The sequence below is a fragment of the Pseudanabaena sp. 'Roaring Creek' genome (assembly GCF_001402795.1).
In the GTDB taxonomy this organism is placed as follows: Bacteria; Cyanobacteriota; Cyanobacteriia; order Pseudanabaenales; family Pseudanabaenaceae; genus Pseudanabaena.
Genome location: NZ_LIRE01000216.1, coordinates 1 through 12638 on the forward strand (window position 1 = coordinate 1; position 12638 = coordinate 12638).

The 12638-nt window shown below is 44.3% G+C and carries 12 protein-coding genes; 5 read left to right on the plus strand and 7 right to left on the minus strand.

The features are described from left to right. Positions 1 to 46: 46 nt before the first annotated feature. Positions 47 to 1255 (plus strand): pentapeptide repeat-containing protein, encoded by a 1209-nt coding sequence (locus tag AC805_RS07125; protein WP_055074774.1) that lies wholly within the window; start codon positions 47 to 49, stop codon positions 1253 to 1255. Between the two features lie 306 nt (positions 1256 to 1561). On the opposite strand, the gene era is transcribed toward AC805_RS07125, so the two are convergent. Then, positions 1562 to 2467, minus strand: a complete 906-nt coding sequence (gene era, locus AC805_RS07130; protein ID WP_197278664.1) for a GTPase Era — start codon at positions 2465 to 2467, stop codon at positions 1562 to 1564. Positions 2468 to 2931: 464 nt separating this feature from the next. On the opposite strand from era, the gene AC805_RS07135 reads away from it, so the two are divergent. Next, on the plus strand, positions 2932 to 4533 hold the full coding sequence (locus AC805_RS07135) for a SpoIID/LytB domain-containing protein (protein WP_055074776.1): 1602 nt from the start codon (positions 2932 to 2934) through the stop codon (positions 4531 to 4533). 56 nt (positions 4534 to 4589) lie between these two features. Here the strand turns inward: AC805_RS07135 and AC805_RS07140 are convergent, their stop codons facing one another. The 3 genes from AC805_RS07140 to AC805_RS07145 all read right to left on the minus strand — a co-directional run bounded on the left by AC805_RS07140 (position 4590) and on the right by AC805_RS07145 (position 6735). After that, the gene (locus AC805_RS07140) at positions 4590 to 5447 is read right to left on the minus strand and encodes a class I SAM-dependent methyltransferase (RefSeq protein ID WP_055074777.1); all 858 of its coding nucleotides are present in this window, start codon (positions 5445 to 5447) and stop codon (positions 4590 to 4592) included. A gap of 472 nt (positions 5448 to 5919) precedes the next feature. Beyond that, the gene (locus AC805_RS24565) at positions 5920 to 6036 is read right to left on the minus strand and encodes a Photosystem I reaction center subunit IX (RefSeq protein WP_071590168.1); all 117 of its coding nucleotides are present in this window, start codon (positions 6034 to 6036) and stop codon (positions 5920 to 5922) included. A gap of 123 nt (positions 6037 to 6159) precedes the next feature. Continuing rightward, positions 6160 to 6735, minus strand: coding sequence for a Photosystem I reaction center subunit III (locus AC805_RS07145; protein WP_055074778.1), 576 nt, complete (start codon positions 6733 to 6735; stop codon positions 6160 to 6162). A gap of 326 nt (positions 6736 to 7061) precedes the next feature. Here AC805_RS07145 and tsaD point away from each other — a divergent pair, with 326 nt between their 5' ends. After that, positions 7062 to 8087, plus strand: a complete 1026-nt coding sequence (gene tsaD, locus AC805_RS07150; protein ID WP_055074779.1) for a tRNA (adenosine(37)-N6)-threonylcarbamoyltransferase complex transferase subunit TsaD — start codon at positions 7062 to 7064, stop codon at positions 8085 to 8087. A gap of 190 nt (positions 8088 to 8277) precedes the next feature. Here the strand turns inward: tsaD and AC805_RS07155 are convergent, their stop codons facing one another. Next, positions 8278 to 9660: a hypothetical protein gene (locus AC805_RS07155; RefSeq protein WP_055074780.1), complete on the minus strand. Its 1383-nt coding sequence runs from the start codon at positions 9658 to 9660 to the stop codon at positions 8278 to 8280. 119 nt (positions 9661 to 9779) lie between these two features. Beyond that, the gene (locus AC805_RS07160) at positions 9780 to 10112 is read right to left on the minus strand and encodes a helix-turn-helix transcriptional regulator (protein ID WP_055074781.1); all 333 of its coding nucleotides are present in this window, start codon (positions 10110 to 10112) and stop codon (positions 9780 to 9782) included. A gap of 93 nt (positions 10113 to 10205) precedes the next feature. On the opposite strand from AC805_RS07160, the gene AC805_RS07165 reads away from it, so the two are divergent. Together AC805_RS07165 and AC805_RS07170 are read left to right on the plus strand one after the other, a co-directional pair. Continuing rightward, the gene (locus tag AC805_RS07165) at positions 10206 to 10751 is read left to right on the plus strand and encodes a rhodanese-like domain-containing protein (RefSeq protein WP_055074782.1); all 546 of its coding nucleotides are present in this window, start codon (positions 10206 to 10208) and stop codon (positions 10749 to 10751) included. Then, positions 10751 to 11428, plus strand: coding sequence for a DsbA family protein (locus AC805_RS07170; protein ID WP_055074783.1), 678 nt, complete (start codon positions 10751 to 10753; stop codon positions 11426 to 11428). Before AC805_RS07165 ends, AC805_RS07170 begins: the two co-directional genes overlap by 1 nt. Positions 11429 to 11466: 38 nt before the next feature. On the opposite strand, the gene AC805_RS07175 is transcribed toward AC805_RS07170, so the two are convergent. Then, positions 11467 to 12243, minus strand: coding sequence for an ABC transporter ATP-binding protein (locus AC805_RS07175; RefSeq protein ID WP_055074784.1), 777 nt, complete (start codon positions 12241 to 12243; stop codon positions 11467 to 11469). Positions 12244 to 12638: the final 395 nt, after the last annotated feature.

Sequence of the window (12638 nt, forward strand, 5' to 3'; positions counted from 1 at the left end):
TTTATATATAATATTTATATATCTTTCGCGAAAAGAGACTTAGCCTATGTCTATTTTTAGAGGATTTCTAAAGGATAATTTAGCCAAGCACCAATTATGGCTAGAGAGTCACGGAACGAAGGGACAAAGATTTAGCATGGCGGGGGCTAACCTGAAGAGAGCTAATCTTCATGGGGTAAACCTTCATAAAGCAAATCTCAGCGGTACAAATCTGAGTGAAATCAATCTCAGCGGTGCAAATCTGAGTGAAGCGACCTTGTTTGGGGCAAAGCTAAGGGGAGCAAACCTCACCTCGGCAAATCTAAGCAACGCATCTCTAAGTGGTACAGAGCTTCAGGATGCTTCTCTCCAGAATGCCATTTTGATTGAGACGCTCCTCTGTGAAGCAGATCTGACGGGGGCAAACCTCTACAACGCTAATTTGCACAAGGCTAACCTCAGCCCAGCTATTCCAGAATTTGTCAAAGCAAAAAATATTCAGTCAATTCTCACTGGCATTCACGTTCCTTTTATTAACGTCAATCAAACCAATCTCAAAGCGGTAAATCTTAGTGGAGCCGATCTCAGTGAAGCTAATCTAGATTTTGCGAATCTTGTTGAAGCTAATCTCAGTGGTGCGAATCTGAGTAAGGCAAAACTATTTAACGCTAACCTCTCTCACGCCAACTTCACTAGCGCCAATCTTAATGGCGCGGATCTATTTCGATCGCAAGCTCTCGGCACCAATTTTAGCTCGGCAAATCTCACAAATGCATGCATCGAGGGCTGGACGATCGATCGCCAAACTCGCTTTGATGGGGTAATTTGTGATGCAATTTATTTAAAACATATTCTTAAAAGTCTGCCAGATTTTATCCTTAGAAAATATTGCGATCGCCGCCCCTTTAATCCGAAAGCAGAATTTGCTCAAGGCGACTTTATGAAATTGCTAGCTAGAGAAAGCATGACTCTAGAATTGGAGAATCATGGTTCGGAGTTTCTCCAAGAGCAAATTCTGATGGAGGAGTTAGATCGAATTTTTGAGCAATTGTCCGATCGATATTCACTGCGCTATGCCGAGGCATCGGTTGGCGATCTCCAGACCATTCTCAAACTAGAGATCCGCTATCATACTAAGGATGATTTTGCCTTCAGAGAACGCTTGGTCGATGCGCTTACGTCGCGGAGTCAGGCATTGCAGGAACGCCTCCAAAACAATCTCTTTGTAAACGTATCTCCTCAAGAAATGGAAAATTTCCTGTATAGCAATGCTTAACTTGCAGCGCAAAGCGCTGTAAAAAGATGAGGCTCTCTAGGTGTTTCAGGGAGGTCAAACATCATAAACGGCTCAATACTTTTAATGACCATTGTCTCAGCCATCAAAGACATCCAAGGCTAAAACTATTGCACATCAAGCTTATCAGCCATTTAAGCTAAATCACCTCCCCGAAACGCCTATTGAGCCTCATCTTTTTTATACCAATTCCCAAAATGGCGTTGCCATTTTGGGAACAGCAAAACCTTACTGGGTTTGGTGTTTAATTCACAAAAGTGTTGTCACACTTTCGTGAATTGGTATTACCTATTCTACGCGATAGCCAAAATCGGATAGTTGAAATCGAGACGATCGCCATTTAGGTTGAACTTTGACAAAGATTTCTAAATGAACTGAACCCATAATCAGTTTTTGCATTTGTTCTCTTGCCTTTGTGCCAATCTCCTTCAGCATCTGTCCCTTCTTTCCAATTAAAATTCCTTTTTGAGAATCTCTTTCCACATGGACGGTTGCCATAACTTTAGTGAGTTTCGGTTGTTCATCAACTAGATCGATACTTACGGCAACAGAATGGGGAATTTCTTCGCGCGTGAGTAAGAGTATCTGTTCGCGAATTAACTCACCCATAATAAAACGTTCGGGTTGGTCGGTGACGAGATCGGGAGGGTAATAGTAAGGACCAAGGGGCAGGCGATCGCACATCATGGTTTGTAAAGCTTCTAAACCTTCGCCCGTAACCGATGAGAACTTCGCAACTTGCCAGCCATTTTCGGTAGCAAAGCTTTCATAACTGCTAACCGTATCGATGCTTTCATCTAACCGATCGATTTTATTAATGCCGAGAATTGTAGGCACTCGACTCTGCAAGATGGTATCGGCAACAAAGCGATCTCCTGTTCCCATGCGATCGCTACCATCGACAACTAAAACAGTGGTATCAACGGAAGAGATTGCGCCGATCGCATTTTTGACGATGGTCTGACCGAGTAAATGATGGGGCTTATGAATTCCAGGGGTATCGACAAGAACGATCTGGGCTTCAGCTAAGGTTAAAATTCCGCGCAGGCGATTGCGAGTAGTTTGGGCTATGGGCGAAGTGATCGCAATTTTTTGACCAATGAGGGCATTGAGCAAGGTGGACTTGCCGACATTAGGTCGTCCCACTAAAGCCACAAAGCCCGACTTAAACCCTTCACCCGATTCTGGAATCATAATTATTGGCGATATTATTTGCGATCGCTGTATTGAGATAGGCAACAATTATACCCTGTCATCTCTAAGGGGGGATGGCGACGCTCAACGCCGCCTCTCTCTGGTTTGCTACTTACTCCCTTCCCGCTATAAAATTAGACATTAAAAACCAAGAATTAGCGTTGCGGCGCTTCGCGCTGCAACGCTAATTCTTTACTGGGAAGGGAGTATTTATTCCTAACGTCAGTTGGGGTTAAGCTGGCAAATTTTAAAAATCCAAAAGTAAAAGCCTTGCTAAGCAAGGCTTTTACTTTTGGGCTTTGAGAAAGGGTTTGCTACGCAAACCTTTTCTCAAAGCCCGTTACAAATTATCCCGAACTCACGTTAAAAACTAAACCTCGTAAGGGTTTTCAATTTTAAGAAATGGCGTAGCCATTTCTTAAATTGGTATAAAATGGCTAAGTTTCTGACATTTTGGGCTTGATATGCTAAAAACTCTCGGTATTATTCGCCAAACTGTAATTGTGACCCTTTGTTCGTTTACGTTAACTGCTGGCGAGCTAGTACAAGCTCAATCTGAATCAGACCCCATACTTAAAATAGGGATCGTACAGCGCTTTGGGGAAAGACCTCAGGATCACCTTACCATCAAAGCCCCATCGGGTAGCACCCTCACCCTCTCCTTCCCTTCAGCGGATGGCAAAAGTACGCAAACCATCAAGAGCGATCGCCTAGTTATTGAAGTCGCATCACAGCAATTAACTCAACCAATTCTCGATGAAAAGCTAGTTCTAAGTAACCACCGCAGCTTTGAGAATGCCACAGCAAGTGCTTTTCATTGGAATCAAAAGGGGCTTCAAACCGAAATTGCACAGCCAAGACGCTGGCAAGTTTGGGCAAAGCGCGATTTGTATGACTCGATGTTATTGCGCTACTTAGCTCTTTATACCCTGCGATCGCAGGGCAATTTCACGGTTCAGCTCGATCGACGCATTCTGCCGCAAAAAGCGATCGCTTCATTTATCGTGGGCGATTTTCGCTACAATCGCGATCGCATTGATATTAGTAGCAGTTCGGGGCTGGTGGAAGTCAGCTACCAAAAGGAGAATAAAGCCGAAATTAGCAATCGTCCCTATGCTGGCACTTTAAGATTACAACCCAACGCCCACCAGAGTTTTACCCTCATTAACAACGTTCCCTTAGAAACCTATGTGCGGGGAGTCGTGCCCCATGAAATTGGCTATAACGCTCCCTATGCGGCTGTCCAAGCCCAAGCAATTCTGGCGAGAACCTATGCATTAGCAAGTTTGCACCGCTTCAAAGCCGATGACTATCAACTTTGTGCCGATACTCAGTGCCAAGTTTATCGGGGCTTAGAAAACACGACTGAAGTTGCCGATCGAGCGGTGGCGGATACCAGAAGTTTGATTTTGACCTATAACAATCGAGCGATCGATGCCCTCTACTCTTCTACGACGGGAGGCATTACTGCCAACTATAACGACCTGTGGGATGGAACGGCTCGCCCCTACCTACAATCAGTGCTAGATCTTCCTAATCGTCCTGAAAATCAGCGATCGGCAGATATTTCCGATGACAAAAACTTAAAAGCTTTCCTCGATCGACAAGAAGGGTTTAATGAGGTGGGTTGGCGTACGCTACGATGGAGCAAAAGTGGTTCTCTCGAAGAATTACAAATATCTTTAAAAAAGTTTCTGCGTTTTTCGGGAGACAACATCACGACCTTTAATGTTATTAAACAATTGCGCGTATCTAAGCGATCGCCTTCTGGACGTGTTCTGGAAATGGAAGTCACTACGGACAATGGCAAAATCACGGTCAAAAAAGATGAGATCATTGACGCTTTCGATCCCCCTGACAGTACATTCTTTCGCCTAGAACCCATTTATCAAAATAAAGTATTGACTGGCTATAGATTTATCGGCGGTGGCTTAGGACATGGCGTAGGTATGAGCCAAACAGGTTCCTACAATCTAGCGCGGTTAGGATGGTCGAGCGATCGCATTTTGAACTTCTATTACACCAATACGCAATTACAAAAATTACGCCCAGAACATTATCAGTAAAAAGGAAAGGATGGGCTCGCCCATCCTTTCCTTTTTGCTGATTTTTTAATTTTGAATTAACGAGTTGCTAAGAAATATATGGAGGCACTTTCAACGGGATTCAGATCGTAGTCGAGAAAAATCACGCTACTAAAGCCGATTCTAGTCAATAAAATCCTCAATTCTTCGGGTGTATAATATCGGATTCGCATCATCGTTAAATCTGCATAGGAACGCTCTGACTGAACTTTCCAAGTGCCATCCATCCAAGCGTCAAGCTCGGCAGGACGAGTTAGATCGGGAAATTGAATGAAGGCTTTACCACCTGGTTTCAAAATGCGATAGAACTCATGGAAAAAAGTAACAGCATGAACTTTCTCAATATGTTGGATACATTCAATGGAATAAACAAAGGTGAGCGAGCTATCAGCGATCGGTTTCAGATCTAGTCCCGAAACTTGAACGTAGGTAACATTTTTAACATTACGGTTTAGTTCCTCTGCAACCCTAACGATCGCTTTGCTGACATCAACGCCGATCGCTCGTTTACAAAAGCCAGCCACTGCACCGACAATCAATCCATGTCCGCAACCAAACTCTAGTACTTCATCCTCACTATTGACTAATTTAGCAATCACATTGTTGGCAATATCAGCGCGAGAAGTCCTTAAAGTGTCAAGGCGCTCTTCATATTCTCCTGGCAAAAAATAAAGCTTGTTGGTCGGATAGAGGTAATGGGGAGAGCTAGTTAAAAACTTCTTGGTTAGAAAGGCACGGGTCGAGTTACCACCTACTCTCCAAAGTAAATCGATCAAGCCATTCCATCGCAGATAGTCGTAGTTGGCTTGTTCAGTCTTTAGCGGTCTGAAAATGAGGTTATATAAATTAAGAAATAATTTAATAGAACGTAATTTCTTGATATCAGCTAACTGCATTTTTCAGTTCCCTCAATACTGTAGGTGTTTTTAATTTTCAAAAAACAGATTGCTAGATTTTTAGCACCGATGGCGCTAAAAATCTAGCAATTTATTTTTTGAATATCTTTTTATTATTTGATATCGAAGTAGCTAGGCGCAATTAAATATACAGCCCCAAGCCCTGTAGCCCACGCTGTGCGTGCGCTACAGGGCTTGGTTTTTGGTTTTAATTATGCCCAGCTACTTCGATATATAACAACGTAAGACTTGTACATAAAATCCCAAATATGAGTGGCACTTCGCGCCGCCACTCATATTTGGGATTTTGATTTGTCTTCGCTATCTCTTACTTTGAGGGCTCTAAGCAAGGGACTGGGATGGCTATAGATAAAAAAGGTCAACGCCTTGCGTTGACCTTTTTTATCTATGCCCTGAATACACTTGTAACAAGATGCAAATATAGATTCAGAGTAAATTCAGAAAAATAAATTTAGAAAGGGAAGGTGAGGGTGTCTGGGAATAGACGATTAGCTTCGATCAATACACCAGCAGTGATGGTCATCCATACCGCAGCTAATACAGGAGCAGATGATAAGAAACCTTTCAATGGAGTTCTCCTTATAAATAATTTTGAGGACTCTCCACAGTATGAAAATACTCTGGAGAATTTAGGTATAGATAAATTTTTAAAAGCTTAACTTAAGTAAAACTTTTAAAATTTATTTGCGGTTTAGCGAGGTGATACGGTAACTTCGTTTTCGGGAGCTACTAGTTCGCCAGTACCAAATTCCTTGAGAGCCGCAAGAGGCCATGCAAAGCCTGTCAACATGAACTTAACAGCAAGAGGAAGATCGATGAGGATTTCCTTTTGAGCTGCGGTTGCAGAATCCTTACGGATCGCGATGAGATAAGCACGACCAACCCAGCCAATCCAGCCAGCAATGTACAGGAATAGCAAAGCAGGAATTGTGAATTCACCAGCGCGATCCCAACGACCATCGCTGATCAAGTGAGGCAGACCTTCTTCGCCGCAAAGTAAACCAGCATTGGCATACTTAGCAAAGCGAGCTTCGGTTTGGGCAATTTTGCCTTTGAGATATTCAACAGGATCGCTACCAGCCTTGAATTTAGCTAGACGTGCGGTGTAGCCATCAACTTCTGCTTGCAAGCGATCTTGGTAAGCTGAAGAAGTTGCACAGGGGGTCAAGGCATTGAAGGAGAATTCTGCATAGGCAGCAGGGGTTGCAGCAAGGCTAAAGCCAAACCACAGACTAATAACGAGAATGAGAGCAAAAAGTCTTTTCATGGACTGACCTTAATTTACCTTTGTTAAGATAGGCAAAAATAACGATATTTTAGTTTGAGAACTTAGCCTCAGATCCTATATCAGCGATCGCGCCTTGGTAAAGCAATCTTCACAACCTGTAAAGTAAGTTATTAATTCGGGGGCTTTTAGCGTTCAGCTAGCAGCATTAATTTGGGCGATTTTGAGTGAATTTGCTCAAAAAATTTAAGATGGGTGAGCATTTCGCTATCATAAATCAGTTACCCCCAAGCTAAAAGCCAAAAGCTAATTGCTAAAAGCCAAAAGCCAAAAGCTAATTGCTAAAAGCCAAAAGCTAATTGCCAACTATGCCCACTATCCTCGCGATCGAATCCAGTTGTGATGAAACGGCGGCCGCAGTAGTATGCGATCGCCAAATCCTCAGTAATGTCGTTTCCTCCCAAATTAAAACCCATGCCCTCTATGGTGGTGTTGTGCCCGAGATCGCAGCGCGGCAACATGTGGAGACGATTAATCCTGCGATCGCCCAAGCCTATGGCGAATCGGGTAAAACATGGGCTGACATCGACGGGATTGCCGTGACTACCGCGCCAGGATTGATCGGTTCTCTGATGATTGGGGTTACAGCTGCAAAAACCTTGGCAATGCTCCATCGCAAGCCACTCATAGCCGTACATCACCTTGAAGGGCATATTTGCTCGGCATTACTCGCCGATCCGACCTTAGAGCCACCTTTCCTATGCTTATTAGTTTCTGGTGGTCATAGCAGCATTATTTTAGTGAAAGACTATACTGACTATCGGGTGATGGGAAAAACCCGCGATGACGCGGCGGGGGAAGCCTTTGATAAGGTAGCGCGACTGTTAGGTTTAGGTTATCCAGGTGGACCTGCGATCGACCAGATTGCCAAGATAGGGGATGCCAAAGCCTACAAATTACCTCAGGGTAGAATTCCTGACTTTCCCTACGACTCTAGCTTTAGCGGGCTCAAGACTGCCGTTCTGCGCCTCACTCAAAAGTTAAGTCCCAATGGCGAAACTTTACCGATCGCCGATATTGCGGCGAGTTTCCAAGAGACGGTGGCGATCGCCCTTGCCAATCGCACAATTAAATGCGCAATCGAGCATCATCTCTCAACGATTGTCGCAGTCGGGGGCGTTGCGGCAAATAGTGCTTTGCGATCGCGCCTACTAGCAAGCGCTGAAGAACATCACATTCGGGCAATTTTTCCGCCTTTGAGTCTATGTACCGATAATGCCGCCATGATTGGCTGTGCAGGCGCGATTCATTTTGCCCGTGGGGAAACTTCGTCCATGAGTATTGCCACGCGATCGCGGCTCAATCTTGAAGATTGCCAGAGCTTATATATCTAAAAGAGTTGCGCCCCAAAGCGGCGCAACTCTTTTGTAAATAAAATAGCGGCAGGTCGCTATTCTCTTCTTGTTTTTTGATTTTGTCCTAATGCAAATGGCGATAGTTATAGAGCCAGTAAATTTTTTGAAAGTCCCGCAAAGCAGGACTTTCAAAAAATTTACTGTGGTTCGTTCGGAAATCACTGTAAATTTAAATGACCGATGGAATAATTAGGTTTTTCAAGGAGTTCTGGATCTCCTCCGTGAGTTTGCGGGTGCATTCCTTAGCAGCCGCGCGACTGGATTGATATTCCTCCAGACGCTCGGAAACAGATAGTGGTGGTGCAACCGAGATAATCAATTTGCGATCGCCAAAATTGGGATCTTTTTTGAAAATCGACTCTGGATTGCGATCGGTGATCCGCTTCAAGACGCTCCACATTAATTTCAAAACCTCGACATAGCGTGTAGGGCTGGGATGTTGCCGCACGTAATTACTCGTTACCCCAATGATGCTTTCGGCAATGCGCATATGCCAGTTACTGTAGCTCGCTTCGAGGGCTAGTTGATCTGCAAAGCCCCGTTCGACCTCAGACAAATTTTGGATATTCTCGATGTCATTGCGAAAAATCCGATCCCACCCTGCTTGCTCGAGTCGACGACAGCGATCGACGGTTGTACCTTTGGCTTTGATCCCAAAATTCATTTCGGCAACACTGAGAATGCGATCGGCTAGATCCTGTAAATTGCTTGCCAAGTCATCGGTATTTGGGGCGGTCTCGGATTTGAAGTAATTACCATAAAAGGCTTTGTAATAATCACTGACCCATTGCACAAGGTAACCACCCAAGTCATAGAGCCTTTGATAGCGATTGCTCTCAGTAATTGCGGGTTTGCTGATGCGACATTCTTTTTCGATCGCGGTAATGGTTTGATCGATCTTGCCCCAAGCATCGGCGGCATATTCGTATTGAATGCCCACGGGAATAATTAACATTTCCTCCGTACGTCCTGCTTTGATTAAGTCCTCAGTTGCCCAAAAGCCGATCTGCGCAATGCCAGGCTCTAGTTCGGCAACAGCTTCACTTTTGCCATTTGTTCCACCTTCGGGAGCCATAGACAGAGGGGCATCGCCATTGGTGATTTGCTGGCGCATTAGGTTTAAGGCGGGACGATCCAGTTTGCCGCGAAAGATGGAAATGCCACCTAGGGCTGGGAACAGCCAGTTAATATAGTCTCCTGCCCATAAAGAAATGCCGCGATCGTAGACAAAGCCGCTATGGGGTTTGGTGGTTAACTTGATGCCCATTTCCCGCGCCTGCTCTGGCACTGCGTAGGCAAGTAAATACAACATCGCAAAGGGATCGTCTGTGGTCGGATGCCTAAAGGCAAGCATGTACCTTGTTTTGCCATTCTGAAATTTTTCGGTAGCTTCCACAAGGCGATCGATATAGCGGGTTTCAATCTGCTTGATTCCGCATTGCCAACGTAACCAGAAAGGTGTTAAAAGCCTGATGATTTTTAATATAAATTGATTGGCTTTCGGTGGATAAACTTTAAGGGGGGGTTGGACACGAGTCAGGTCTACTGCCATGATTTCCGATGTTTTGGTAGGAATATCGAATTATAGCTATAAGTAGCTGAGCATAATTAAAAAACAAAGCCAAAACCTATATCGCCTACTGGGTATACACTACAGGTTTTGAATAAAGATCAGAACTCTAGCTGTTGGAGTTGTTGCGATTGTTCTTCTAGACGGATAGATAAGCGATCGCAAACTATTTCACAGAGCTTAAATATGACGGGATCGACAATTTCGTAATATACGCTTACCCCTTCGGGACGACGAGATACAATTCCCGCTCTTGTCAAGATTCTTAAATGTTGAGAGACGTTTGCCTGTCCTAATCCAGTGTCGGACATGATTTCCATGACATTTTTCGTGCCATATTTGAGACTGCACAACACCCGAAGTCGACTTGTTTCAGATAAAACTTTAAAGTAGTCAGCAACTTGTTCTAGGGCTTGGGGAGAAACTTCGAGCATTGCTTTAAAAAATGTTTGCTTGTTTTTTACTATATAAGTATATAATGATATAACAAATCAGCAATCATTATTAATGACTATTTTCTAAATGCTATGAATTCATCCCTAAATCAATTATCACTCCCCGAAATCGCACCAGCAGATCTAAACCAAAAGCTGCATTCACAGGAAGTCATACTCATTGATGTACGCGAATCGGGAGAATATGCGCGCGAACATATTGCGGGCTCCATTTCCATGCCCTTGTCGGTGTTTGACCCCGAACTCGTTCCGCGAACTAGGGATCAAATCCTAGTTCTTTGCTGCCAGTCGGGAATGCGCTCGGCTAGAGCATTGCAAAAGCTATCGGATCGGGGATTTATGCAGATCGCCCAACTCAAAGGAGGAATATCTAGCTGGAAAGCCTCAGGCTTAGAAACGCAGGGGGATCGCAAGGCTCCGATCAGTTTATTTCGGCAAGTGCAAATCGTGGCTGGCGCTCTCGTAGCGATCGCGACGGTATTCAGTGTATTTGTATCACCATGGTTTTTATTATTGAGTGGATTTGTGGGCTGCGGTTTGGTATTTGCGGGGGTGACTAATACCTGTGCCATGGGACAGCTATTAGCAAAACTTCCCTACAATCAAAGGACAGCATAATGAAGCCAATCCGAATATCCTATTTTTCTGACATTCTCTGTATTTGGGCTTATATCGCGCAAATTCGTTTAGAAGAGTTGAAGTTAGCCTTTCCCGACCAGATTGAAATCGAGTATTATTTTGTTCCTATTTTCGGCAATGTCCGCGAGAAGGTAGAGATTGGTTGGTGGGATCGCGGTGGTTTGATTGGCTATAGCAATCACGTTAAAGAGATTGCCAGTAAATTCGAGCATATATCCGTGCATCCTGATATTTGGACTCATGATATTCCTGCCTCTTCGGTATCGGCTCATCTGTTTCTTTGTGCTTTACAAGCTCTGGAAGATCGAGGATCGATCGCAAAATCAGAATGTTTATTAGAAAAGACCGCTTGGGCTTTGCGCGAAGCATTTTTTACAAAACTTGCCAATGTTGGCGATCTCTCAGTGCAATTTTTGATCGCTAGGGAATTAGGATTGCCAGTGGATGCGATTAGGGAGGCGATCGATTCTGGAGAAGCCTATGCCCAGTTATCAAAAGGTGCTGAATTGGTCAAAACTCACTATGTCAGCGTCAGTCCGACATTGATTTTTAACGAAGGAAGACAAAGACTGAATGGGAATGTCGGCTATCGGGTTATTGAGGCGAATATCCGTGAATTACTGCACAGTCCTGCGGGTAATCATTCTTGGTGTTAGATTCCCATTAAGCTCGATTTAAGCTCGAATTCCGTAGCTTATCCTTCATCCCCTAAATAAGCCTCGATCACAGCGGGATCGTTTTTGACCACTTCAGGTTGCCCGATCGCAATTAATTGTCCAAAATCCAAAACCGCAATGCGATCGCATAGCCCCATCACCAGCGGTACGTGATGCTCGATCAGTAAAATTGTTAATTCAAAGCGATCGCGCAGACTGCGGATAAAATCACTCAATTCTCCTTTCTCCTTGGGGTTCATCCCTGCGGCTGGTTCGTCTAGCAATAATAATTTGGGTTCGAGAGCGAGGGCGCGAGCGATCTCAAGGCGACGCTGATCGCCATAGGAGAAATTTTTGGCTTTAAAGTCAGTGCGATCGTGTAGTCCCACTAGCTCCAATAATTCTAGGGCGCGATCATAGGTTTGGCGCTCTTCCCTTGGCGTTGGTGGCAAACCTAGAATGCCTTTAAATATACCCGTAGTACCGCTGAGATGGCGGGCGATCGCCACATTCTCTAAGGCTGAAAGCTCACCAAATAGACGAATATTCTGAAAGGTTCGAGCAATCCCAAATTTGGCAATCTGGTGCGGACGGAGATTGGTAAGTTCTTTCCCATCGTAACGAATCTTGCCACTGGTCGGTGCAATTAATCCTGTAATTGTATTAAACAGGGTCGTCTTACCTGCTCCATTAGGACCAATTACGCCAAAGATTTCATGCTCCTGCACATCAAAGGACACATCGTTCACCGCCACTAAGCCCCCAAAGCGGCGAGTTACTTGTTGAATGGCTAGGGTGGGGCTATTTACATCCATAACAATTTTAATGCGGGTTTAATGCGGGTTTTTGATTTGTTTACGATGGCTAAGTTTGACTTTATATAGCTACATATAGCTACGGTCACTTGACTGGGGACAAATCCAAGAATTGATTGGCGGGGCTCTGCGCCGCCAATCAATTCTTGGATTTGTCCTAGTATCTTTGACGATAGCTGACGATAGCTATAGTAGAGTCACTTTTGAAATTGAAATATACAAATTGAATTCTCTAAGTAGCTACTCTTTTCCCATCAAAGAAATAGATATACAAAACCAAGAATTAGCGTTGCGGCGCTTCGCGCCGCAACGTCCAATTTTTCACTGGGAAGGGAGTAAGTGCAATTAAATATAAAATCCCAAACCTGTAGCGCACGCGCAGCGTGCTCTACAGG

Coding starts and splice junctions, on each gene's coding strand:
- AC805_RS07125 (WP_055074774.1), top strand. CDS start 47: ATGTCTATTTTTAGAGGATTTCTAAAGGATAATTTAGCCAAGCACCAA.
- era (WP_197278664.1), bottom strand. CDS start 2,467: ATGATTCCAGAATCGGGTGAAGGGTTTAAGTCGGGCTTTGTGGCTTTA.
- AC805_RS07135 (WP_055074776.1), top strand. CDS start 2,932: ATGCTAAAAACTCTCGGTATTATTCGCCAAACTGTAATTGTGACCCTT.
- AC805_RS07140 (WP_055074777.1), bottom strand. CDS start 5,447: ATGCAGTTAGCTGATATCAAGAAATTACGTTCTATTAAATTATTTCTT.
- AC805_RS07145 (WP_055074778.1), bottom strand. CDS start 6,735: ATGAAAAGACTTTTTGCTCTCATTCTCGTTATTAGTCTGTGGTTTGGC.
- tsaD (WP_055074779.1), top strand. CDS start 7,062: ATGCCCACTATCCTCGCGATCGAATCCAGTTGTGATGAAACGGCGGCC.
- AC805_RS07155 (WP_055074780.1), bottom strand. CDS start 9,660: ATGGCAGTAGACCTGACTCGTGTCCAACCCCCCCTTAAAGTTTATCCA.
- AC805_RS07160 (WP_055074781.1), bottom strand. CDS start 10,112: ATGCTCGAAGTTTCTCCCCAAGCCCTAGAACAAGTTGCTGACTACTTT.
- AC805_RS07165 (WP_055074782.1), top strand. CDS start 10,206: ATGAATTCATCCCTAAATCAATTATCACTCCCCGAAATCGCACCAGCA.
- AC805_RS07170 (WP_055074783.1), top strand. CDS start 10,751: ATGAAGCCAATCCGAATATCCTATTTTTCTGACATTCTCTGTATTTGG.
- AC805_RS07175 (WP_055074784.1), bottom strand. CDS start 12,243: ATGGATGTAAATAGCCCCACCCTAGCCATTCAACAAGTAACTCGCCGC.